At 71.3% G+C, this 23369-nt stretch carries 23 protein-coding genes; 8 read left to right on the forward strand and 15 right to left on the reverse strand.

Going from position 1 to position 23369, the window contains the following annotated elements:
- Positions 1–144: 144 nt before the first annotated feature.
- Positions 145–1104 (reverse strand): hypothetical protein, encoded by a 960-nt coding sequence (locus AB0N81_RS36490; protein ID WP_365366216.1) that lies wholly within the window; start codon positions 1102–1104, stop codon positions 145–147.
- Positions 1105–1265: 161 nt separating this feature from the next.
- Positions 1266–2657: a helix-turn-helix transcriptional regulator gene (locus tag AB0N81_RS36495; protein WP_365366218.1), complete on the reverse strand. Its 1392-nt coding sequence runs from the start codon at positions 2655–2657 to the stop codon at positions 1266–1268.
- Between the two features lie 218 nt (positions 2658–2875).
- Here AB0N81_RS36495 and AB0N81_RS36500 point away from each other — a divergent pair, with 218 nt between their 5' ends.
- Both AB0N81_RS36500 and AB0N81_RS36505 read left to right on the forward strand, forming a co-directional pair.
- Positions 2876–4210 (forward strand): M64 family metallopeptidase, encoded by a 1335-nt coding sequence (locus AB0N81_RS36500; protein ID WP_365366220.1) that lies wholly within the window; start codon positions 2876–2878, stop codon positions 4208–4210.
- A 312-nt stretch (positions 4211–4522) separates the two neighbouring features.
- The gene (locus AB0N81_RS36505) at positions 4523–4654 is read left to right on the forward strand and encodes a hypothetical protein (RefSeq protein ID WP_365366222.1); all 132 of its coding nucleotides are present in this window, start codon (positions 4523–4525) and stop codon (positions 4652–4654) included.
- A gap of 488 nt (positions 4655–5142) precedes the next feature.
- On the opposite strand, the gene AB0N81_RS36510 is transcribed toward AB0N81_RS36505, so the two are convergent.
- A complete protein-coding gene (locus AB0N81_RS36510) occupies positions 5143–6231 on the reverse strand; it encodes a LacI family DNA-binding transcriptional regulator (RefSeq protein ID WP_365366224.1) in 1089 nt (362 codons plus the stop codon).
- A gap of 277 nt (positions 6232–6508) precedes the next feature.
- Here AB0N81_RS36510 and AB0N81_RS36515 point away from each other — a divergent pair, with 277 nt between their 5' ends.
- From AB0N81_RS36515 to AB0N81_RS36525, 3 genes are all read left to right on the forward strand, one after another.
- Positions 6509–7456 (forward strand): nucleoside hydrolase, encoded by a 948-nt coding sequence (locus AB0N81_RS36515; protein WP_365366226.1) that lies wholly within the window; start codon positions 6509–6511, stop codon positions 7454–7456.
- Complete coding sequence (locus tag AB0N81_RS36520; protein WP_365366228.1) at positions 7453–8937, forward strand: MFS transporter; 1485 nt, start codon at positions 7453–7455, stop codon at positions 8935–8937. Before AB0N81_RS36515 ends, AB0N81_RS36520 begins: the two co-directional genes overlap by 4 nt.
- A gap of 248 nt (positions 8938–9185) precedes the next feature.
- On the forward strand, positions 9186–9776 hold the full coding sequence (locus AB0N81_RS36525) for a lytic polysaccharide monooxygenase (RefSeq protein ID WP_365366230.1): 591 nt from the start codon (positions 9186–9188) through the stop codon (positions 9774–9776).
- Between the two features lie 38 nt (positions 9777–9814).
- Here the strand turns inward: AB0N81_RS36525 and AB0N81_RS36530 are convergent, their stop codons facing one another.
- The gene (locus AB0N81_RS36530; RefSeq protein WP_365366232.1) at positions 9815–10741 is read right to left on the reverse strand and encodes an SMP-30/gluconolactonase/LRE family protein; all 927 of its coding nucleotides are present in this window, start codon (positions 10739–10741) and stop codon (positions 9815–9817) included.
- Positions 10742–10826: 85 nt separating this feature from the next.
- Here AB0N81_RS36530 and AB0N81_RS36535 point away from each other — a divergent pair, with 85 nt between their 5' ends.
- Entirely contained in the window at positions 10827–11291 is a 465-nt protein-coding gene (locus tag AB0N81_RS36535; RefSeq protein WP_365366354.1) for an Lrp/AsnC family transcriptional regulator, read from the forward strand.
- Here AB0N81_RS36535 and AB0N81_RS36540 read toward each other — a convergent pair.
- The 7 genes from AB0N81_RS36540 to AB0N81_RS36570 all read right to left on the reverse strand — a co-directional run bounded on the left by AB0N81_RS36540 (position 11283) and on the right by AB0N81_RS36570 (position 18043).
- Complete coding sequence (locus AB0N81_RS36540) at positions 11283–12614, reverse strand: APC family permease (protein WP_365366234.1); 1332 nt, start codon at positions 12612–12614, stop codon at positions 11283–11285. The genes AB0N81_RS36535 and AB0N81_RS36540 overlap by 9 nt on opposite strands.
- Positions 12615–12708: 94 nt before the next feature.
- Positions 12709–13473, reverse strand: a complete 765-nt coding sequence (locus AB0N81_RS36545; protein WP_365366236.1) for an SDR family NAD(P)-dependent oxidoreductase — start codon at positions 13471–13473, stop codon at positions 12709–12711.
- Positions 13470–14462: an ornithine carbamoyltransferase gene (locus AB0N81_RS36550; protein ID WP_365366238.1), complete on the reverse strand. Its 993-nt coding sequence runs from the start codon at positions 14460–14462 to the stop codon at positions 13470–13472. Before AB0N81_RS36550 ends, AB0N81_RS36545 begins: the two co-directional genes overlap by 4 nt.
- Entirely contained in the window at positions 14459–15784 is a 1326-nt protein-coding gene (locus tag AB0N81_RS36555; protein WP_365366240.1) for an amino acid permease, read from the reverse strand. Before AB0N81_RS36555 ends, AB0N81_RS36550 begins: the two co-directional genes overlap by 4 nt.
- Complete coding sequence (locus AB0N81_RS36560) at positions 15781–16368, reverse strand: ArpA protein (RefSeq protein WP_365366242.1); 588 nt, start codon at positions 16366–16368, stop codon at positions 15781–15783. The genes AB0N81_RS36555 and AB0N81_RS36560 overlap by 4 nt, the downstream gene beginning before the upstream one ends.
- Before the next feature lie 413 nt (positions 16369–16781).
- Positions 16782–17084: a hypothetical protein gene (locus tag AB0N81_RS36565; protein WP_365366244.1), complete on the reverse strand. Its 303-nt coding sequence runs from the start codon at positions 17082–17084 to the stop codon at positions 16782–16784.
- 53 nt (positions 17085–17137) lie between these two features.
- A complete protein-coding gene (locus AB0N81_RS36570; RefSeq protein WP_365366356.1) occupies positions 17138–18043 on the reverse strand; it encodes a LysR family transcriptional regulator ArgP in 906 nt (301 codons plus the stop codon).
- Between the two features lie 157 nt (positions 18044–18200).
- Here AB0N81_RS36570 and AB0N81_RS36575 point away from each other — a divergent pair, with 157 nt between their 5' ends.
- Positions 18201–18815: a LysE/ArgO family amino acid transporter gene (locus AB0N81_RS36575; protein WP_365366246.1), complete on the forward strand. Its 615-nt coding sequence runs from the start codon at positions 18201–18203 to the stop codon at positions 18813–18815.
- A 19-nt stretch (positions 18816–18834) separates the two neighbouring features.
- Here AB0N81_RS36575 and thrS read toward each other — a convergent pair whose 3' ends face one another.
- The 4 genes from thrS to AB0N81_RS36595 form a co-directional block, all read right to left on the reverse strand.
- On the reverse strand, positions 18835–20124 hold the full coding sequence (gene thrS / locus AB0N81_RS36580; RefSeq protein WP_365366248.1) for a threonine--tRNA ligase: 1290 nt from the start codon (positions 20122–20124) through the stop codon (positions 18835–18837).
- 325 nt (positions 20125–20449) lie between these two features.
- Entirely contained in the window at positions 20450–20674 is a 225-nt protein-coding gene (locus AB0N81_RS36585; protein WP_365366250.1) for a helix-turn-helix transcriptional regulator, read from the reverse strand.
- Positions 20674–21033, reverse strand: coding sequence for a DUF2975 domain-containing protein (locus tag AB0N81_RS36590; RefSeq protein WP_365366252.1), 360 nt, complete (start codon positions 21031–21033; stop codon positions 20674–20676). Before AB0N81_RS36590 ends, AB0N81_RS36585 begins: the two co-directional genes overlap by 1 nt.
- Positions 21034–21404: 371 nt before the next feature.
- Positions 21405–21596 carry a DUF4236 domain-containing protein gene (locus AB0N81_RS36595; RefSeq protein WP_365366254.1) on the reverse strand — a complete coding sequence of 64 codons (192 nt, stop codon included), beginning with the start codon at positions 21594–21596 and terminating at the stop codon, positions 21405–21407.
- 163 nt (positions 21597–21759) lie between these two features.
- Here AB0N81_RS36595 and AB0N81_RS36600 point away from each other — a divergent pair, with 163 nt between their 5' ends.
- Positions 21760–23277, forward strand: coding sequence for an alpha/beta hydrolase (locus tag AB0N81_RS36600; protein WP_365366256.1), 1518 nt, complete (start codon positions 21760–21762; stop codon positions 23275–23277).
- The last annotated feature ends 92 nt before the right edge of the window (positions 23278–23369 follow it).

Here is a 23369-nt window from a genome sequence, read left to right on the forward strand (position 1 = left end):
CGTGGCGTGTCATGGCATGGAGAGTCGTGGCATGCGTGGAACGCCGAACAGTTGTCTGCCCGCCATGGTGCAGTACGCCACCCGCCGCGGTCCATGAGCCGTCACCACATCGGTTCCGGCAGCCCGGCGCGCACCTGGCCCACCTCACTCATCGCGTGGCGGCCGCGCGATGACCAAGGGGTGCGGGCGCGGGCGCGGCCGAGCCACCGTGTCACGCCGCTTCGCCACCCGCCGCCACACCGCGAACCCGGCCATGGCGACCAGCAGATACACCGGTACGAGGAGTTCCACGTCCGGGGAGGACAGCGCCACGGACCAGCCGGCGCCCCGCTCGTCCCCCTCGAACACGACCCGGTTGACGGTCAGAAAGGCCAGATGCGCCCCGATGGCGGCGCACAGCGGGGCGCGCCGCACCGCGGTGCGGGCCGCGACGAGCATCAGGCCGAACACCGTCAGGAGGATCAGGTAGTCGACCGGCGCCTGTCCGCCCGGCGCGAGTCCGACGGGCCCGGCCTCCCCGCCGACCAGGGGCGCCACCCCGGCCTCCACCACCGTCGACAGACCGGGCACGACCAGGAACACGGCCGTCGTGCCGAGCGCCGACACCAGGGCGCCGAACCGGCCGCGCAGCGCGGTCCACGTGTGGCCGCGCAGCGTCGTCTCCTCGGGCAGTGCCTCCAGGAGCAGCGCGACCACTCCGTTCGTCACCAGGAACCCGGCGAGCTCGGGCAGATCGGGCCGTGACCAGCTCAGCAGCCCCGCGGCCGTCCCCGCGCCGAGCACGAGCGCCGCGGCGCCCACTGTCACCCCCGCCCCGACGAGCAGGGCCCGCAGGCTCTCGCCGGGACCGCCGAACCCGATGTCTCTGAGGGAGCCGCCCCGGCGGCGCAGCGCGAACACGACGAGCGGCACGGCCACCGCACTGACCAGCGCGGCCGGGATGAGCCGGACCACGAACCCGCTCACCCCGACGGCGTCGGCGAGCACGGGCCCCACCGCCGTGCCCGCACCGAGTGCCACGGCCATGACGAGACCGCCGCCGAGCGCCCGGCCCAGGGCTCCGGCCGGCGAGGGGGCGGGTGTTCGGGAGTGCGGGCCGGCCATGTGTCTCTCCTCGATATCGCTCGATACCGCCACGTCAGGGGCTCACTCACCATCCTCGGTGCCCGCGTGATCTTGAGAGTCGTAGCCGTGGATGAAATGCCCGTACATCTTTCGATGCAGAGGAGGCGGGCTCAGGCGGGCTCAAGCGGGCTCAAGCGGGCTCACATCGGGGGAGTGGCGGGTGCGGGCCCCAGCGTGGTCGTGCCGGGCGCGGCCCGGTGCCCGAGTCCCGTGCGGTACGCGTCCATCGCGGCCTCCACCCGCCCGGTGCGGCGCAGCAGATCGCCCAGGAGACGGCAGAGGTCAGCCAGATCGCCGACGGCGCTGGAGCGTTCGAGGAGGGACAGCGCGGCGCAGTAGTGCTCCTCGGCGCGCTCGGTGTCGCCCCGCTCCTCGGCGATCAGGCCGAGCAGCCGGTGCGCGCCACCCGCGTGCACCGCGCCGCGCCCGGCCCCGAGCGCCCCCGCGCCCTCGTCCTCGTCGTCCGCGGTGAGCAGTGGTCGCAGCAGCGCCTCCGCCTCCTCGGCCTTGCCGCGCCGCCGCAGCACGTCCGCCAGCTCGACCTCGACCTGTTCGGTGAAGAGCGCGGCCCTCTTGGAGGCGAGGATGTCGCGGGCCGTGCGCAGTTCGGTCTCGGCGTGTTCCAGGTCGCCGTCCTGGGCGTGCACGTAGCCGCGCATCCAGTGGCAGTGCGCGAGTTCGGTGCGGATGTGCAGCCGGCGGTAGAGCTCCTGGGCCTTGGCGAGCGACGCGTCGGCCTCGGCGATGCGGCCCTCGGCGATGAGCGTGCGGGCCACACCGCGGTGCATCCCCGCGACCAGCGCAGGATCGTCGACGCGCGGCGCGAGCGCGAGCGCCAGCTCGGCGGCGTGCGCGGCCCGCGCGTGCGCGCCCATGTCCATGTAGGGCGCGATGGACGCCGTGTAGAGGAGCAGCAGGGCGTCGGGATCGTGCAGGTCCGAGGCGTCGAGCTCGTCGAGGGTGCTCTCCAACAGGTAGCAGGCGTAGCGCAGTTCACCTGTCAGGAGGTGGGCGGTGGCGCGGCCGCGGATGGCCGGGACGCGGCGGGGGAGCGGCTCGTCGGCGAGGAGCCGCTCGGCGGCGGCGAACCGGTCGCGGGCGTCGGTGAGTTCACCGGACTCCAGGAGGCAGTCGCCGAGACCCAGGAGGGCCTCGGCCCGCTCGTCCACGAGCGCGTGCTCGACGGCTTCCTCGTGGAGTGCGTGGAAGAGTCCGGCCGCGTCCTCGGGGGCGCCGGTGGCCAGGGCGCGCCGGGCGTCGGTGAGGCGCAGGCGCAGGCCCGCGGCCAGGTGGGCGGGGCGGCCCGTCGCCAGCTCCTCATAGCTGACGTCGAGGCGCTGGGCGAGATGCCGCAGAGCGGTCTCCGAGGGGCGCACCTTTCCCGACTCCAGCGTGGAGACGTACGCGGGGGTATAGGCGGGCTCGGCCAACTGCCGCTGGGTGAGGCCGCGTTCGCCGCGCAGGCGCTGGACGCGCCGCCCGATCTCCGCCGGATCGTCGGGTCGCACGCCCTCGGAACTCTTCTGCGTCACCGCTGCCTCTCCGCCATCTCTCCGGACGTCTGTCTCCGCGCACGCCTGCCTCTTCGTACGTGGAGTCGGGTCCACGTACTCACGGCGGCGCGAACTCGTCGGCCCCACAGGCAACTTGCGGCACACCCATTGCCTGGCGTCCCGGAAACCCCTACGTTGAGCCGCGCCTTAACCATGCTTAACCCGCCATTTATATCGCGGACTTCGGAAGGACGCCCATGCCCCCCACGTACCGAATACCCGGTCGCACCGGACGAGCGCCCCTGCGCATCGCCCTCGCCACCGGCATCACCCTCACCGCGGCGGTCGTCGCCACCGGCCCCGCGGGCACGGCCGCCGCGGCGGACCCCGAGCCGGCCGCCGCCCGGACCGAGCACGTCGAGTACTTCACCGGACCCGACGGCCACCCCCGGCACACCGAGGTCCCGGCCTCCCCGAAGCTCTCCTCGAAGGAGCGCGCGGAGATCAAGGGCGACGGCGACGTCGTCCCGATCGTCGAGGCGGGCCCCACCGACAGCAAGCTCGACGTCGTCTTCCTCGGCGACGGCTACACCGCCTCGCAGCAGGAGGACTTCCACGCCGACGTGCGCGCCAAGTGGGCGAAGGTCTCCGCCGTCGAGCCGTACGCCTCGTACAAGGGTCTCTTCAACGTGTGGGCCGTCGACGCGGTCTCCCGGCAGTCCGGCGTCTCCGGCGACCCGACGAACGGCACCGTCAAGGACACCGCGCTCGGCTCGGCCTTCTACTGCGACGGCATCGAGCGCCTGCTGTGCGTCGACACCAACAAGGTCGAGTCGTACGCGAAGAAGGCCGCGGACCCCGACCTCGTCATCGTCCTCGCGAACTCCACCAAGTACGGCGGCGCGGGCTACAACGACATCACCTCGCCCTCCGGCTACGACGGCATCGCCACCGCCTCCTCGGACAACGCCCAGTCCGACCAGGTCGTCGTCCACGAGACCGGCCACTCGCTGGGCAAGCTCGCCGACGAGTACTGGTACGACGAGTACGGCACGTACCCGGGGGCCGAGCCCTGGGAGAGCAACATCAGCAAGCTGCGGGCCGACCAGCTGACCGCGCAGAAGAAGAAGTGGTACCGGTGGATCGGCCAGACCTCACCGGACGGCGGCACGGTCGGCGCCTACGAGGGCGGCGGCTACCACCCACGCGGCCTGTACCGCCCCACCACTAACTCGATCATGCGCACGCTCGGCCGCGAGTTCAATCTCCCCGGGCGCGAGGCGATGATCGCCGGCTTCCACCGGCACGCGTCCGTCGTCACCGCCGTCACGCCCACCGACCGTGCCGTCCGCCGCGACACCAAGGTCGGCGTGCGGGTGGCGGACGGCATCCGGCTGCGCTGGAGCGTCGACGGCCGCGAGGTCCGCCGGGCCAGGGACGAGCCCGTCGTGACGCCCCGCTCCCTCGGCGTCCCGTCCGACGGACGCCCCCACAAGCTCTCCGTCCACGCCACCGACCCGACGAACGCGGTCCGCGACCCGAACCTGCGCACCCTCCTGACGGACTCCCTCACGTGGCAGGTACGACGCTGACCACCTGAGGCCCCCGGGCACCGATTCGAGGCACCACCTGACCGACCCCACCCGGCGCTCCGCTGACTCGGGAGCCGGGCGACTTGCTCATGTGGTGGGTGAGGTGTCCGGGGGACGGCCGACGTACTGGCCCGCGTGGCTCCCAGTCGTGGGGCCGCGCTGCGCTAACTCGGTCCCGGGCGACTCGCTGGTGTGGTGGGTGCGGCGGTGACTGGCTGGGGTGTCCGGGGGACGGCCGACGTACTGGCCCGTCCGGCTCGCGGGGGTGGCGCCGGGCCGGGGTGTCTCGGCTCCGGGTGACTGGCTGGTGTGGTGGGTGCGGCGCTGACCGACTGGGGTGTCCGGGCGACGGCCGACGTACCGGCCGCGCGGCTCGCGGGGATGGCGCTGCGCCGGGGTGTCTCGGCTTCGGGCGACTGGCTCGTGTGGTGGGTGCGGCGGTGACCGACTGGGGTGTCCGGGCGACGGTCGACGTACCGGCCCGTCCGGCTCGCGGGCGTAGGGCCGGCGTCCCGCTGTCTCGGGTCGAGGCCGAGTCGCTCACGTGGTGGGCGCAACGTGGGCCCGACCGGGTGCTCGAGCGCCGGTCGGCGCACTGTCGGGCCGCGCCCCTCGGGCGTGTGGGTGGGGCCGGGCTGTCTCGGGCCTGGGGGACCCGCTCCCGTGTTGGGGCGGCGTCGACCGATTGAGGTGGCCGGGTGGCGGTCGGCGCACTGTCGGGCCGCGCCCCTCGGGCGCGCGGGTGGGGCCGGGCTGACTCGGGCCCCGGGCGAGCCGCTCCCGTGGTGGGTGGCCTCGGGCCCCGGGCGGCTCGGTCACTGGTTGGTGCGGGGTTTGTCGGCTGGGGTGTCCGGGCGAGGGGCAGTGCACCGGCCCGTCCCGCTCTCAGGCGTAGGGCCCCGTACCGCTGCCTCGGGGCGAGAGCCGCTCGCTCACGTCCCGCGCCCGGCCCTGACCGACTGAGGGGCCCGGGCGGCGGGCGGTGTGCCGATCCGCCCGGGGCCGGGCGCGGGAGCCGTGACGGCCGGGGCGCTCGACTCGCGTACGACGAGTTCGGGAGCGAGCCGTATCGCGCGGCGCGGGCCGTCCTCGCTGTCGGACAGGCGTCGGCCGAGGAGGCGCGCCGCCTCCGCGGCCAGCTCGGCCACCGGCTGGCGGACCGTGGTGACGCCCGGCGCGGAGAGCGCCGCCATGGGGATGTCGTCGAAGCCCGTGACGGCGACCTCGCCGGGTACGTCGGCGCCGAGCTGGTGCAGGCGCTGCAGCGCCCCGATGGCGATCAGGTCGTTGGCGCAGACCAGGGCGTCGGGGCGGGCGGCCCACACCTCGTCGACCGCGGCCCGCCCCCACTCCACGGAGAAGTCGCCGAGGGCGACACGGTCCGGCGCGCCGGGATCGAGCGCCCCGGCCCCGGCCGCGTACGCACCCCGCCGCTCGGCGGCCGCCGAGACCGTCCCCCGCGCGCCGAGGAAGCAGACGCGGCGACGGCCCGTGGCGGCCAGATGGTCGAGGACGAGGGCCATGCCCGCCGTGTTGTCGACGGCGACGGAGTCGGCGATGCCGGGACCGCAGCCGCGGTCCATCAGGACCAGCGGCACCCGCGCCGCCGCCGCTGCCACCGCCTCCCGGCTCCGGTCCTCGTCCGCCGGGATCACGAGGAGCGCGTCCACCTGCCGGCTCAGCAGGTCGGCGATGTACTCCGCCTCGGCCACCGGGTCGTCGTCGCAGTCGGCCAGCAGCACGGCCCGCCCGTCGGCGTGCAGGGCGTGCGTCAACTCGCGGACCAGCGCAGGGTAGAAGGGGTTCGTGATCTGCGGCAGGACGAGCCCGACCGTACCCGTGGTGCGGCTGCGCAGGGCGCGGGCCGCGTGGTTGGGGCGGTAGCCGAGCGCGTCGGCGGCCGCACGGACACGCCGGGCGGTCTCCGCTCCGACGGGCCGCGTACCGGCCAGCACCCGCGAGACCGTGGCGACGGAGCAGCCGGACACCCGGGCCACGTCCCTCAGCGTCACGTCCGCCACGCCGCGCCCACCCCTTCCCGCAAGCCGATCAAATTTCGGCAAACGTTATCAGCGGGCCTCCGTCACGACCAGACCCTTTACGCAGGGCAAATTCCGCTGGTTGCGTAGCAGTTGCCCGCCCTTGGCCCCGCTCCGTTCCCTGTCCGTTCCGGGCGCGTTTGCCGGGGTGTGGTTTCGGCCATTGACATAATTCGCACCTGTGCACAGAGTCTTCGGAGAACGTTTTCCCGAGCCGGCGCCGCGCAGCGCCGGCTCAGCCGAACAAAGAGGTTCCGCGATGCCCCGAAAGATCATCCTGGACTGCGACCCCGGACATGACGACGCGATCGCCATGCTCCTGGCGCACGGCAACCCGGATGTCGACCTGGTAGCCGTCACCACCGTGGTGGGCAACCAGACCCTGGAGAAGGTCACCCGCAACGCCCTCTCGGTGGCCCGCATCGCGAACATCACCGGCGTCCCCTTCGCCGCGGGCTGCCCCCGCCCCCTCGTGCGTGACGTCGAGAACGCCCCCGACATCCACGGCGAGAGCGGCATCGACGGCCCCGTCATGCCCGAGCCGACCCTGGCCCTGGACGAGCGCCACGCCGTCGACCTCATCATCGACACGGTGATGGCCCACGAGCCCGGCGAGATCACCATCGTCCCCACCGCGGGCCTGACCAACATCGCCCTGGCCGCCCGCAAGGAGCCCCGCATCGCCGAGCGCGTCCGCGAGGTCGTCCTCATGGGCGGCGGCTACCACACGGGCAACTGGAGCCCCGTCGCCGAGTTCAACATCAAGATCGACCCCGAGGCCGCGCACATCGTCTTCAACGAGAGCTGGCCCGTCACCATGGTCGGCCTCGACCTGACCCACCAGGCCCTCGCCACGCCCGAGGTCATCGAGCGCATCGGGAAGGTCGGCACCAAGCCCGCCCTCTTCGTCAACGAGCTCCTCGACTTCTTCGGCGCCATGTACCTGGAGGCGCAGGGCTTCGACGCGCCGCCGGTCCACGACCCGTGCGCCGTCGCGTACGTCATCGACCCGAGCGTCATGACCGTCCGCAAGGCCCCCGTCGACGTCGAGCTCACCGGAACCCTCACCCTCGGCATGACCGTGACGGACTTCCGCGCCCCCGCCCCGGACGACTGCACCACCCAGGTCGCCGTCGACCTGGACCACACGCGCTTCTGGGATCTGATCGTGGACGCCCTCGAGCGGATCGGCGACGTCAGCGCATGAACGCCCTCACCGAACCCGCCGCCGCCCCGGGCGGCGCCCGCGGCTCCCGCCCGGTGCGCATCGGCGTCCTGGTCACCGCGCTCCTCGCGGCCTGCTTCGCCTTCCAGCTCAACGCGAGCATGCTCAGCCCCGCCCTGAAGAACATCGAGGACTCCCTCGGCGCGACCTCCGCCGAGATCGGCCTCACCCAGACCGCGTTCTTCACCTCGGCCGCGCTCTTCTCGCTCTTCCTGCCGCGCCTCGGCGACCTCGTCGGCCGGCGCAGGGTGCTCACCGGCATGCTGGCGCTCATGGTCGTCGGCTGCGTCGTCGCCGCGCTCGCCGAGAGCGTGCCCATGCTCTTCGTGGGCCGCGTCATCCAGGGTGTCTCCGGGCCCACCGTGCCGCTCTGCCTGATCATGCTCCGCAACGAGGTCCACGAGCCGAAGAAGTACGGCACGCTCCTCGGCGTCATCACCGCCGTCAACGGCGGCATCGCGGGCGTCGACTCCCTGGCCGGCGGCTACCTCGCCGACCACCACGGCTTCCAGTCGGTGTTCTGGGTCATGGCCGGCGTCGCCGCGATCGCCACGCTCCTCGTCGCCACCCTCACCCCGGAGTCGAAGGCCGCCCCGTCCGCTGACAACGCTGACAACGCCGACAACGCCGACAGCGCGGACACCCGCATGGACTGGCCCGGAGTCACCCTCCTGGTCATCTCCGTCGGCGCGGCCCTCATCGCCCTGAACGAGGCGGGCAAGCTCGGCAACGCGAACTGGCCGCTCGTCATCGGCCTGTTCGTCGTCGCCGCCCTCGCCTTCGCCCTGTTCTGGCGCGTCGAGGACCGCAGCAGCCACCCCCTGGTCGCCACCCGCCATCTGCGTCAGCGCTCCACCTGGGCCCTGCTGCTCACCACCGTCCTCACCATGACCGGCGTGTTCGCGGTGATGAACGGCATGATCCCGGCCTTCGCGCAGGACGCGCGGGCAGGGTTCGGGATGAGCGCCGAACAGTCGGCCTGGTGGACCCTGACGCCGTACGCCCTCGCCGGACTCGCCATGGGCCCGCTCGCCGGACGCCTGGCCGCCACGTACGGCTACGGCCGCATCCTGCGCCTCGGCCTCGTCGGCTCGGCCGTGACGGTCGCCCTGATGCTGTTCACCCTGCACGCCGACTCGCGGCTGCTGCTCCTCGCCGCGTCGATCCTCATCGGCGTCACCTACGCGGGCGTGGGCAACATCGTCCTCAACGGCCTCGGCATCGTGCTCTCCCCGAAGGAGAACCCGGGCTTCCTGCCGGGACTGAACGCGGGCGCCTTCAACCTCGGCGCGGGCCTCAGCTTCGCCGTCCTCTACGCCGTGCAGACCGCCGCTGAACCCGCAGACAAGACGTCGCCCGCGGGCTACACGGCAGGCATGATCGCCGGAGTCGCCCTCATCGCGGCGGCCTTCGCGGCGTCCTTCCTCATCCCCAAGCCGGTGGAGGCGGAAGCCACGGAGTGAGCGGAGCGGGCGCACCGGCGGATGGAGTCCCGTCGCCCGTCACCCGTCGGCCGGGGCGTCGGCCGACGGGGCTCCATTGGTATGGACATGCCCAACGCGTCGGACTAGTCTCGAACTTGGTCTAGACCGCGTCGGACGTGTGCCCTCCGGTTGTTCCCGCGCTGCCGCCCCGCTCCTCACGGTTCGATCGGCAGGCTCCAGAGGTGTGCGTTCGGCCCCACCGCATCCTCGGACCACGGGAGCACCTCATGCGCAAGAAGCTCACTCCATTACTCCTGGGCCTCGGCCTCGCCGGCTCGGCCATGCTGGCCACCAGCGGCAGCGCCCAGGCCCACGGCTACACCGACTCGCCCGTCAGCCGCCAGCAATTGTGCGGCAACGGCACCGTCCGGAACTGCGGGCAGATCCAGTGGGAGCCGCCGAGCGTGGAAGGGCCCAAGGGATTTCCCGCGCGTGGGCCCGGCGACGGCCACATCTGCTCGGGCGGCATCGGACGCTTCTCCGAACTGGACGATCCGCGAGGCGGAAAGTGGCCGACGAGCAAGCTGACCGCGGGCCAGAACCACACCTTCGTCTGGCGCATCACCGCTCGCCACGCGACGACCGACTTCCGGTACTACATCACCAAGGACGGCTGGGACCCGACCAAGCCGCTGACCAGGGCCGACCTTGAGCCGCAGCCGTTCCTCGCGGTGCCCTTCGGCGGCCGTCAGCCCGGCTCCACGGTCACCCATGACGGTGTCCTGCCGCGGAAGACCGGCCAGCACATCATCCTCGGCGTATGGACCATCGCGGACACCGGCAACGCCTTCTACGCCTGCTCCGACGTCCGCTTCTGACACGCCGCGTCCCCGGGGGCGCGCCGCCGGGCCAGGGCTCAGCGCAGCACGCGCGGCAGCCCGGTGACGGCCATGACCAGTGAGTAGAGCGAACTGGTGGCCGTGATGAAGAGCCGGTTGTTCTTCGGGCCACCGAAGGCGATGTTGGACACCGGCTCCGGCACCCGCAACCGCCCGATGAGGGTGCCGTCGGGGTCGTAGCAGTGCACCCCTCCCTCGATGGCGGCGGCCCACAGACGGCCGCCGTCGTCGAAGCGGAGGTTGTCGAACCGGCTGAGGTCGTCCTTCGCCTCGGCGAACACCCTGCCTTCGGAGAGCGTGCCGTCCTCGCGCACGTCGAAGACCCGGATGCATCCGCCCCTCGTGTCGGAGACGTACAACTGCCGCTCGTCGGGCGAGAAGACGAGCCCGTTCGGCGCCCCGAATCCGTCCGCGGCCAGGCGCACCTCACCGGTCGACGGGTCGATCCGGTACACGTTGCGGCCGTCGAGCTCCGGTTCGGCGCGGAAACCCTCGTAGTCGCTGGTGATCCCGAAGTCCGGGTCCGAGAACCACACCGAGCCGTCCGAGCGGACCACCGCGTCGTTGGGGCTGTTCAGCCGCTTGCCCTCGAACCGGTCGGCGAGCACGGTGATCCGGCCGTCCGGCTCGGTGCGGGTGACCCGGCGGTTGCCCTGCTCGCAGCTGATCAGCCGCCCCTCGCGGTCCAGGGTGTTGCCGTTGACGTGCCCGGCGGACGAGCGGAAGACGGAGACCGCGCCGCTCTCCTCGTCCCAGCGCAGCAGCCGGTCGTTCGGGATGTCGCTCCAGACGAGCTGACGCCAGGCGGGCAGATAGAGCGGACCCTCGGCCCACCGGCAGCCCCCGTACAGCTTCTCCAGCCGGTCGTCCCCGTTCGCGCACCGGCCGGTACGGAACCGCTCGTCCAGGATCTCGTACAGAGAGGTGCTGTCGTCGCCGGACATGAATACCCCTTAGCGGTCAGAAACCGAATGTCATTCGGACGATCATGACTATGCCAGAACGCTGTATGGTTGCGCCATGGTGACTGTGGATGACATGGACCGTCGGCTCATCGCCCTCCTCCAGGAGGACGCGACGATCTCGTACGCCGCCCTCGGCAAGGGGGCCGGTCTCTCCGCGGGCGCCGCTCACGAGCGGGTCCGCAAGCTGCGCGAGCGCGGCGTCATCCGCCGCACGACCGTCGAGGTGGACCCCGCCGCGCTCGACCGCGGGGTGCTCGCCTTCGTGATGGTCGACTCGACGGTGTGGATGGGGGAGTCCGCGGACGCGTTCGCGGCGATCCCCGAGATACAGGAAGCGCACGTCATCGCGGGCAGTGCCTCGGTCCTGGTGAAGGTCCGGACGGCCACGACCGAGCAACTGCAGGACGTGCTGCGCCGGCTGTACGCGATCGAAGGGGTCAGCGGCACGCAGGCCACGGTCTCCCTGGAAACGTTCTTCGAACGCCCCGTGTCGCCCCTTCCCGGCTCCGGCCCGGTCGTCTCACCGTAGGGGCGTCGTCCCGCGGCGGTGCACGACGGCGACCGAGCCGAAGGCCACGCCGACGGCGAGGACGATCAGGCCGCGCACCCACACCTCGGCCTCGACCTGCGTGGCGAGCAGCACGCAGGAGGCCGCGCCGAGGACGGGCAGGACGGTGTACGCCCGGAAGTGCGGCCGCTCCACACGGTCGCGGCGCAGTACGAGCACGGCGGTGTTGACGAGGAAGAACACGACGAGGAGCAGCAGGACGAGGGTGGAGGCGAGCGTCTCCACGTCTCCCGTGAGGGCCAGCAGGAAGGACAGGACGGTCGTGACCGCGATGGTCGCCCACGGAGTGCGCCGTCCGGGCAGCACCCGGGTCAGGAAGCGCGGCAGCAGGCCGTCCCGCGCCATGCCGTAGGCCAGCCGCGAGCTCATGATGCCGGTGAGCAGCGCACCGTTGGCGACGGCGACCAGGGCGATGGCGCTGAACAGTTTCACAGGCACGCCGCCGGCCTCCTTCACCACTTCGAGAAGCGGGCCGCTGGAGTCAGCCAGCGTCTCGGTGGGAACGGCCACCGATGCGACGATCCCGACGAGGGCGTAGACGGCCCCGGCCGTCACCAGCGCGCCGAAGAGCGCACGGGGGTAGGAACGGCGCGGGTCGCGCGTCTCCTCGGCGACGTTCACGGAGGTCTCGAAACCGACGAAGGAGTAGTACGCGAGCACGGTCCCGCTCAGGACTCCGGCCGCGGCCCCCTTGTCGGAGGTGCCGAGCTGGACGAGCCGCCCGGCGTCGCCGTCGCCGCGCAGGAACAGCCACACACCGAGGCCGATGACGATCAGGAGACCGCCCACCTCGATGACCGTCGCGGCCACGTTGGCCCGGGTGGACTCACTGATGCCGCGGGCGTTGAGCAGGGCCAGGGCGCACAGGAAGAGGGCCGCCACCAGGACGACGGGCAGGCTGACGAAGGCAGTCAGGTACTCGCCGGCGAAGCCCCGGGCCAGCGCGGCCACGGAGACGATGCCCGCCGCGAGCATGCAGAAGCCCGCCAGGAACCCGGCGAAGGGTCCGTAGGCGAGCGTCGTGTAGTGGGAGGCGCCGCCTGCTTTTGGATACTTCGTGGCGAGCTCGGCGTACGAGGCGGCCGTCAGCAGCGAGAGCAGCAGGGCGAGGACCAGGGGCACCCATACGGCGCCACCCGATTCCGCGGCGACCTGCCCGACGAGGACGTAGACCCCCGCCCCCAGTACGTCGCCGAGGATGAAGAAGTAGAGCAGCGGGGTCGTCAGGGCTTTCTTCAGCCCGACGGACTGCTCGCCGGACTGATCGGTGAGTTGCTCGGCCACTCGTTTTCCGCTCCTCGGTGTGGAATCCCTCGTTCAGTCTGTCGAACGCCGCCGCGTGACGCATGCGGGGCGGCGTTCGACACGAGGGTTCCCCTCAGACGCTGCCTCCACCGTCGACGGTCAGCACGGTGCCCGTGACGAAGCCGGCGTCGGGACCCGCGAGGAAGGCGACGGCCGCGGCCATGTCCTCGGGCGTGCCGATCCTGCCCAGCGGCCGGTCCGCGGCTTCGGCGAGGAACTCGGCGTCGGACTGGCCGAGTTGGCGCGCCTCGCGGGCGAGCATGGGCGTGCGGGTGTCGCCCGGGGCGACACAGTTGACCCTGATGCCGGCGGGACTGTGGTCCAGCGCCATGGCCTGGGTGAGCATCACCACACCGGCCTTCGCCGCGCAGTACGCGGCCGCCTTCGCCCCGGCGCGCAGGCCCCAGCCGGAGGCGACGGTGACGATGCTCCCGCGCCCGGCCCGCTCCATGAGCGGGATGACCTCCCGGCACACGAGGAAGACCGAGTCGACGTTGTCGGCGAACGTGGCGTGCCAGTCGCCCAGGGACAGCTCCCGCACCGTCCCGCGCCGGATGCTCCCCGCGACACAGCACACGTCGGTGATGTCGCCGAGCCTGCCGACGACCTCCTTCACCAGGGCCGCCACCTCGGCCTCGTCGGAGACGTCGCACACGAAAGGCTCGGCGTGCCCGCCGCCGGCGCGGATGTCGCGGGCCACGGCCCGCGCTTCGTCGTCCCGGTCGACGACCGCGACGGCCGCGCCCTCGTCGGCGAGGCGCCGCGCGACGGCACGGCCGATGCCGCCGCCGCCCCCGGTGACCAGCGCGACCCGCGCCGCGGACCGTGCCGCCGTCATCGCGGGGCCCCCGCTCCCGAGAGCGTTCCGTCGAACAACTGGGTGAGCAGGGCCTTCTGGGTGTGCAGACGGTTCTCGGCCTGCTGGAAGATCTTCGACCGGGGGCCGTCCTTCACCTCGGCGTCGACCTCCTCGCCGCGGTTGGTGGGCATGCAGTCGAGGAAGACCGCCTCGTCGTCGGCCAGCCGCATCAGCGGTGCGGTGATCCGCCACCGGTCCGCGAGCCGGGTCCGTGCCTGGATCTCCTCCTGGCCGACGAGCGTGGGCGACTTCCAGCTCAGGGTGTACACCGCCGCGCAGCCCCGGACGGCCTCCTCCAGGTCGTGGGTGAGGTCGATGCTCGCGCCGGTGCGGGCGGCGACGGCCCGGGCGGCGCTCGTCACCCGCTCCTCGGGGGCGAAGCCCGGCGGGTGCGCGACGGTGACGCGGTGGCCGAGCAGGGCCGCGGCCATCATGGAGGAGTGCAGCACGCCGGGGGTCTTCTGCCGCGGCGAGTAGGACCAGGCGTACACGATCCGTTTGGCCGGGACCCGCGCCCCGTACAGCTCTCGCAGCGTCATGAGGTCGGCGAGGACCTGGCAGGGGTGTTCTTCATCGTCGAGCGCGTTGATGACGGGGATCGTCGCCCGGTCGGCCATCGCGCGCAGGCGGCGGTGCCCCGCGCCGTAGTCGTTCATGTCGTACCAGCGGACCACGAGCGCGTCGAGGTAGCGGTTGAGTACGCCGATGGTGTCCTCGATCGACTCGCGGTTGGCGAGCCGCAGTTCCTCCACCCCGTACGGGTAGCTGTCGGCGCCCAGCTGGGAGGCGGCCACCTGGAAGGAGACTCGGGTTCTGGTGGAGGGCACGTTGAAGAGCAGGCCGATGCAGCGGCCCGCCAGGTGGGCGCGCGTGTCGTCGCCGCGTTTCATCGCTTCGGCGAGGTCGAGCAGGGAGCACATTTCCTTGGCTGTGAGGTCCTGTATTCGCAGGATGTGTCGCGCGGTCACGTGAGTACTCCTGTGTCGGTGGGCGGGGAGACGCGCTTGCGCAACCACCGTTCGGCGATGACGGCGACGAGGAGCATGGCCAGCGCGATGAGGACGCTGACGCCGAAGAACGGCAGCATGGCGAGGGTGGCCGCGGTGACCGCAAGGTTGAGGCGGGCGGTGCGGCCGCGGGGGAGGAGCCGGGCGGCGGAGAGAAAGGCCATGAGGAAGATGAGCAGGTAGGTGGCCGACGACGCCTTGATCAGTGTGGTCTCGCTGGAGTCGGCGGCCAGGAGGATGACGACGGGCACGGCGTAGCCGGGCAGGAGCGCCAGAACGGCCCGGGCCGGGACCTTGCCCGGGGTGAGCCTGCTGAGCCCGGTCGGCAGGAGGCCGTCGCGGGCGAGCGCGAAGACGACCCGCGAAGTGCCCAGGCACCAGGCGTTGGTGGTGAGCAGCAGCAGAATTCCGGCGACGAGGTATCCGGAGCTCCGCAGCCCGGAACCGGTGGCCACCTCCAGGAGCCGTACGAACGCCGTCAGATCGGACTGGCCCGCGGAAGTCGGGGGCAGCGCCACCGAAACGGTGAAGGCCATGGCGAAGTACAGCAGTCCCACACAACTGACGGCGTAGAGAATTCCTTTGGGGAAGGTGCGCCCCGGGTCCCGCACCTCCTCGGCCACCGGCGCCGCGTTCTCCCAGCCGATGAATCCGAAGAAGCAGATGAGCAGCGTACTTCCGAGGGAACTCCAGCCGTGCGGCGCGAACGGCGTGAGGCGCGCGTAGTCCCCTTTCGGCAGAGCCAGACAGATGACGGCGGCCAGCAACAGCACCACGGCACCGAGAACCGCCATCTGAGCCCGTGTACTCACCTTGATTCCCCAGAGGTTGAGTGCCACACAGAACACGATGACGGCGGCGCCCGCGAGGAGCGCGGCCCGGTTCGAGGCCGTGGGGTCGACCGCCGCGAGCAGATAGCGGCCGGCCGCGAGACCCAGGACCGGATTGCCGGCGAGCAGCGTGATGAGGAGGAAGACGGCGGCGATCCGGCCCGCGCGGGGGCCGAACGCCGCTTCCACGAACTGTGCGACGCCCTTGCTCGTGGGATGCCGTACGGACAGCGTCGCGAAAACCAGCGCGAAGGGGTAGCTGTAGAGGATCAGCATGCCCCACGCGACCAGCGACAACGGTCCGGCCTCGGCCCAGGCGAGCGCGGGGATCAGGAGCACGCCCGCACCCATCACGGAGGTGACGTAGTGGGCCACGAGACCCGAGGTGCCCAACTGGCGCGGCAGCTGAGGGGGCCCGGGCGCTCGGCCGCGGGCCTCCTCGGCTGGGGTCATACGGTGTGCCCCGGCTGTCCCGGCTGCTCCGCCTGCTCGTCGCGCGAGCCGTTCCAGAGCCCGTCCATGGTTTCGTGGCTGATCTGTTTGTGCAGGTCGGCGCGGGACGCGTAGCCCATGTTGATGATGAGACGGCGACCGCTGCTGAGCGGATAGACCCGGTGCAGGGTGGTGTCCGTGCGCATCAAGTAGAGATCTCCCGGCCGCAGTTCGAAGGAGTGGATGGGCTGCGCGATGAACTGACGGTGCAGCTGCGGGTCCTGCTTGTTCCAGTGCGTACGGGGCACGCACTGGACGAAACCGCCGTGTTCGGCGGGCGGACAGTCGACGACCCACACGAGCGCGAAGCTGTAGTCGTCCCAGTGCCACCCGTGGGTGTCACCGGACTGCTCCAGCTCGGTGATCACATACCGCTCGGGTTCGTAGGGGCACATGAGCACCGGCTCGTCCGCGACCTTCCCCAGCGCGCCGAGGAGCGCCGTGGAGGCGTACACCTTCGGGATGACGGATCCGTGCTCGGTGATTTCCTTGTGGCGGACATTGCGCATCAGCCGAGGCGTGCCGCCGGTTTCCCTGAAGCTCATACTGCGGCGGACACCGTGTTCGGTGACGAGGCTCTCGATTTCGTCTGCCACCGATGATTTGACATGGTCGGGGACCAGGAAGGGCAATTTGGCGAACCCGAGCTGAAGGAAGTCGCGTCGCGCACTCTCCAGCAGGTGTTCCTCGACATTTTGTACGAGGTGTTCCGAGAGGGACTGAACGAGGCCCCCGATCCGAACGTCCGGTCGCATGGCCGGCTCCCCACGTGGTCGGCAGGAGGTTTACCGCTTCGGTCTTTTCGAAGACGGAAGCCTACCGGGTCGACCTGTGGGCACCAAGGAAAGCGATACGTTCAAGCCAGTGCGGTGAACGGGGCTTTACAGAGCGCGAAGCTCCGTTTTACATGATTCACGTGAAACGGCGCGGCGCTGTTTTGACGCGACGAATACTTTTGTCACATAGCCGAGTCCCTGCCCGTGTTCCTGTCCGTATCCGAATCCGTGTCGGCGACCCGCACCGACAATCCGTAGTCGAGCTCGGCACCGTCGACGAGCAGCGCCTCGACCGACCGGGTCGCGGGGTCGATGTCGGCCTCCATGCCGTCCCCCACGTAGCGCGGATAACCGGACGCGCCGGTCTCCCCGGTGGCCACCACCACCGCGGAACGCAGCGCATTGTCACCACCGATCGTCCCTGTCCCGCCCTCGGTGAACTCGGGCACCAGCAGAAGCTCGTAACTCCGCGGATCAGTGTTCATGCCAGTGACGCTAGACAGATCTCGCGCACACCGCACGTCGTGCCCACCGCCGGTCACTGATCCAGGGCCCGGGCGGCCGCGGCCACCACCGCGTCCGCCATCGCGGCGAGCGCGGGGGAGTCGAGCTTCCACTGCTGCCAGAAGAGCGGTACGTCCATGACCCGGTCGGCGTCGAGCAGGGTCAGCGTCCCGGCGCGCAGCAGGGGTTCGGCCTGCGCCTGCGGTACGACGCCCCAGCCGAGACCCGCCTCGATCGCCTCGACGAACCCGCGCGACGACGGGACGTAGTGCCGCAGCGGGCTCGCCCCGCGACCGCCCGTCACCTTGCGCGCGAAGTCGTCCTGCAGACAGTCGCGGCGGTCGAAGAACACCACGGGCGCGTCCGCGAGAACCTCCGCGAGCGGCACCCGCGGCCAGTCGCCGAGCCGCCGCGCCGCGAACTCGGGCGAGGCCACCGGCAGATACCGCATCCGCCCCAGCCGCCGCACCGTGCAGCCCGACACCGCGTCCGGCGACGACGTCACCGCGGCCATCACCGAGCCCTCGCGCAGCAGCGACGTCGTGTGGTCCTCGTCCTCGCGCCGCAGCTCGAAACAGATCCGCAGCTCGTCGGGGATACGGGCCAGCGCGGACAGGAACCACGTCGCGAGGGAGTCGGCGTTCACCGCGACCGGCAGGACGGCGGGCTCCCCCGTGTCGCTGATGCCGAGCTCGGCGCGCGCGTCCCGTTCGAGGCGGGCGAGCTGCCGGGCGAACCGCACGACGACCTGCCCCGACTCGGTGGGCCGCACCGGTTTCGTACGCATCAGCAGGACGCGGCCGGTACGGCGCTCCAGCGCCTTCACGCGCTGGCTGACCGCGGGCGGCGTGACGTGCAGGGCGGCCGCCGCGGCGTCGAAGGTGCCCTCGTCGACGACGGCGAGGAGCGTCCGCACGTGCTCGAGCGGCAGCTCCGACAGCGTCCCGGACGCAAGACTCGACTCCCGACCCGTCTGTCGGCTCGTCTCGCGGTCCGTCCCTCGGCCTGTGTCTCCGGTGCGTGACATCACGATTGCTTAAGCTACATGAGAATCTTTACCTGTACTTAGCGCATCAATGATCCTTAACGTCGACGTCATGGGAACAGCACTGACCGCCGCAGCTGCCGGATTCGGCACCGGCCTCTCGCTCATCGTCGCCATCGGCTCGCAGAACGCCTTCGTGCTGCGCCAGGGAATCCGACGCCAGGCGGTGCTCAGTGTCGTGGCCATCTGCGCCGTGTCCGACATGGTGCTCATCGCGGCGGGCGTCGCCGGAGTCGGCACCGTGGTGACGGCCTGGCCCCCGGCCATGACCCTCGTCGGCCTGATAGGCGGAGGGTTCCTCCTCTCGTACGCCGTACTCGCCGCACGCCGCGCCCTGCGCCCCACCGCGATGACGGCGACCGGCGAGACCGCCGGGTCACGGCGTGGCGCGCTGCTCGCGTGCCTGGCCATGACCTGGCTCAACCCGCACGTCTACCTCGACACGGTCCTCCTCCTCGGCTCGGTCGCCGCCGGCCACGACGGACTCCGCTGGGCCTTCGGTATCGGCGCGATGCTCGGCAGCGTGTGCTGGTTCGTGGCGCTCGGCTACGGGGCGCGTCTGCTCAGCGGCTTCTTCGCGCGCCCCGCTTCCTGGCGGGCACTGGACTTCCTGATCGCCGCGACGATGACGGTCATGGGCGTGACGCTGGTCGTCGGCGCGCTCTGAGCCGTGCCGTCCGCCGCGCTCAGGCGGCCCACAGCTCGGCCCGGTGCGCCCCGACGAGGGCACCGATGCGGGCCAGGGTTTCCGCGGCGGGCAGCGCGTCGAGGCGGCGCCCGTCACGCAGCCGCAGGGCGACCAGGTCGTCGGCGTCCTCCTTCGCTCCGATGACGGCCTGATACGGCACGAGACGGGCGGCCCGGATGCGGGCACCCAGGCTCCCGTGCTCGGGCCCGGTGAGCTCAGCCCGCAGCCCGAGCTCCGCGCACCGCCGCAGGAGCCGCTCGGCGCCGGGCATGTGTGCTTCCGAGACCGGCAGGACCACCAGCTGGGTCGGTGCGAGCCAGGCGGGGAACGCCCCGCCGTGCTGTTCGATGAGGTGGGCGACGGCTCGCTCCACACTGCCGATGATGCTGCGGTGGACCATGACCGGGCGGTGCCTGGCGCCGTCCGCCCCGACGTAGCGCAGATCGAACCGCTCCGGCTGGTGGAAGTCGACCTGGACGGTCGAGAGGGTCGACTCGCGGCCCGCTCCGTCGACGACCTGGACGTCGATCTTCGGTCCGTAGAACGCGGCCTCGCCCTCGACCGCCTCGTAGGGCAGCCCGGACCGGTCGAGCACCTCGGTCAGCAGCGCGGTGGACCGCCGCCACTTCTCGGGGTCGGCGACGTACTTGCCGCCGGGGCCGGGAAGCGACAGCCGGAAGCGGGCCGGTCGGATGCCGAGTGCGTCGTACGCGCGGCGGATCATCGCCAGAGCGGCGCCCGCCTCGTCGGCGACCTGGTCCAGGGTGCAGAAGATGTGCGCGTCGTTGAGGTGGATGGCCCGTACCCGGCTCAACCCGCCGAGCACGCCGGAGAGTTCGGCGCGGTACATGCCGCCGAGCTCGGCCATGCGCAGGGGCAGCTCACGGTAACTGCGGGCGCGGGAACGGTAGATGAGCGCATGGTGCGGGCACAGGCTCGGCCGCAGCACCACCTGTTCGCCGCCCAGGTCCATCGGCGGGAACATGTCGTCGCTGTAGTGCGACCAGTGCCCGGAGACCTCGTACAGTTCCCGCTTCCCGAGCACGGGCGAGTACACGTGCCGGTAGCCGGCGCGCCGTTCGGCGTCGCGGATGTACTCCTCCAGGGCGTGCCGCACGGCCGCCCCGTCCGGCAGCCAGTACGGCAGTCCGGCGCCGATCAACGGATCGGTGCCGAACAGGCCGAGTTCGCGGCCCAGTCTGCGGTGGTCGTGTGAGGCGTCGTGCGGGTCATGGTCGGCAGCGTCGTCCGGACGGGTCACGTCGTCCGGACGGGTCATGTCGTTCATTGCGGTCTCCTCGCGGACTTCGCGCATCGGCGTCGGGCGAGTGGGCTACCGCAAGCCGAAGCCCCCGGGGCACTCGCCCCGGGGCTTCGAACTGAGCACATCGATCAGCGCGCCGGGACACTCTCCGGCGTCGTCGTCATCGCGGCGCGCTTGTTCATGCGGCCGACGGTAACAGGACGCGTCCCGTCACGGCATCGGATTTAGTGTCTGTTTTCCGTGCCTGTTGAGCGCGGCGCGGGACGCTGCGGAAGCCGGACGCGCTACTCAACCCCGTCGGCCATCGGCCCAGGGCCGCCGATCAGAGAGCCCGAGGAAAGCGGCCCGGCTAGGTCGGCTCGTGGCTGATCAGGTCCCCCGGCTGGCACTGGAGGACATCGCAGATTCTGGACAGGGTCGAGAAGCGGATGGCCTTGGCCCGCCCGTTCTTGAGCACGGAGAGGTTGACGACGGTGATGCCCACCTGAGCGGCCAGTTCGGTGAGCGTCATGCCACGCTCGGCGAGGAGCCGGTCGAGGTGGATCCGGATCGCGTGAAGTTCCTCTTCGGGCATCAGATGGTCCCTTCGAGGTCCTCCCGCATACGCACACCCTCGCGCATGATCTTACCCATGGTCACTGCGGCGAGACCGGCGAGGACGAGTACCTGCGACCCGGAGATCTCGGGCCCCGAACCCACGATGGGCGCCATGCTCCCGACGAGCCAGGAGTGCGACCAGCCGACGACGAGGCCGGCCAGCGGTGTGCCGATGGTGACGGACCAGCCGAGAACGGTGAGGCGCTGCGACACCGCGTCGGTGAACGGGCCCTGCAGCACGACGGCCTTGAACAGCCGGGAGAGGAGCAGCAGCGCGAGGGCGGCGAACAGGAGCCAGGGCAGGGTGCCCCCGAGGTCGGCGGCACGCTGGCCCATGGAGGGGTTGGTCCTGACAGAGGCGTGTGGCGGTGCTGGACGCCTTCACGCCCTCGCTGATCGGCAGGTCGTGTGCCAGTGAGGCATTGGCCCAGAAGCCCGTCTGCACGCAGACGGCCCCGTCGTCGAGCATGTGCGTGAACGCCGTGCCGGCGAAGGCGAGTCCACTGAGCACGGCCAGTACAGAGGTCACCGAGGCCAGGGCCCTCGTGAGTCGCGTGTTCACCGCAGTCCTTCCTATCGATTTTCGATATGCTCGAAGTTAGCGGGCATATCGATATTCGACAAGTTCATGGATGTCGGTGACGCCGCGCAACAGCCCCCTCCGTCGTGCGCCCCGGACGGCCCGTGTGCGTGACGAGCTCGTTTCGTCAGCGACGCTTCGTCGTACGCCGCCAGCCGAACGGGCCCGGCAGATCCATCGACGTCGTGCGCCGGCCGGTGCTGCTGTGGGTGCGCCGGGGGCCGTGACGGCCGCCCGTGGTGAGAGACCACGAGCGCTTGTTGATGTTCAGCCGCAGCCCGGGAAGTATCCGGAAACTCTTGCGGAACGTGAGTGGCATGGGCTCCTCCTTGCGTCCGTTCGCGCGTCCGTCCGCGAGTACCCGCATCGGGGCGCCCCTCACGGGCCGGCGTCCCTTAGGTGTCCGGTCGGGGTAAACCCTTATGCGATTGGACCAGTTGGGAGGATGCGGTGGCTCCGGTGCGGCGGCGAAGATCCTCCGTATGACGAAGATCAAGCGGAACGCCGCCCTGCTCGCCGCCTCCACCGCGGTCCTCACCCTCACCGCGCCACTCGCCGCGTCCGCCTCCGCGTCGGCAAACTCAACTGACGCCTCCACCGCAGCCCCCGCCACGACCGCGGCGCTCGACTGGTCGAAGTGTGAGGGCCAGGGCCCGGACTCGCGTCAGGAGTGCGCGACGCTCGACGTGCCGATGGACTACGCCCACCCCGAGGGCAAGAAGATCGAGATCGCGGTCTCCCGCATCCCCAGCGAGAAGCCCGCGGCCCGCCGCGGCGCCCTCCTGCTGATCGCCGGCGGGCCCGGCGGGTCCAGCATCAACGACCCGTCAGGCAAGGGCCAGAAGCTGCCGCAGAGCGTGCGGGACGCCTACGACCTGATCGGCTTCGACCCCCGCGGCCTCGGCCGCTCCACCCCGGTCGACTGCGGCTTCGAACACGCCGACCTCGCGCCGTCCCGGCTGCGCCCCTGGACCGCCCCGGACGGCTCCGTCACCGAGAACATGGTCACGGCGAAACGCCTGTCCGACGCCTGTGCGCGCAACGGCGGCGAACTCATCCGCCACATCAGCACGGCCGACAACGCCCGCGACATCGACCGCATCCGTGCCGCACTCGGCGAAGAGAGAGTCTCGGCATGGGCGGTTTCCTACGGCACGTACGTCGGCGCCGTCTACAGCCGCCTCTTCCCGCACCGCACCGACCGCATCGTGCTCGACAGCAACGACGACCCCGATCCCACCCGGGTCGGCCGCGGCTGGCTCGCGGCACACGAGCGGGGCGTCGAGGACACCTTCCCGGAGTTCGCCGCGTGGGCCTCCGCACCCGGCAACGAGTACCGCCTCGCGGACACGGCAGCCGAGATACGCCCGCTCTTCCTCCGCCTCGCCGCCCGCCTGGACCGCGAGCCGATTCCCTGGCCCGGCGCCCACCCGGCGGAACTGAACGGCAACGTACTCCGCCAGACCATGCTCAACGCGATGGCCGACACCGACGACTTCCCCGGCCTCGCGCGGCTGATCCTCGGCGCCAGGACCGGGGACCTGCCGCCCGCGCCCCCGGCACCGCCCGAGAAGATCCTCCAGAACTCCGTCGCCGTCGGCTCCGCGACCCTCTGCAACGACGTCGCGTGGCCCACATCACCCGCCTTCTATCAGAAGGGCGTCATCGAAAGCCGCGCAAAGTACCCGCTGACCGCGGGCATGCCCAGGAACGCGATGCTCTGCGCCGCCTGGCCCTTCAAGCCGAAGGAGGCTCCCGTGCGCATCGACGACCGCGGCCCGTCCAACATCCTCCTCGTCCAGAACGAGCGCGACCCCAACACTCCGCTCAGCGGCGCCCTGAAGCTGCGCGAGGCACTCGGCCGCCGCGCCACGATGGTGACCGTCGACGCCACCGGCCACGACGCCTACCTCGCCAACGGAAACGCGTGCGGCGACCGCACGGTCTCCCGCTTCCTGGCCACGGGCAAGAGGCCGGGTCACGACACCCACTGCCCCTGAGAGGCCCGCCGCGTGTGAAGGTGGTCACAAGCGGCCGTCTCATGATCGGGGTCGGGTGCCATCGGACCACCGAGTTCGCGTAAGGTCGCGGG

Origin of the sequence: Streptomyces sp. NPDC093510, from assembly GCF_040683555.1 — a bacterium.
Lineage (GTDB): Bacteria > Actinomycetota > Actinomycetes > Streptomycetales > Streptomycetaceae > Streptomyces.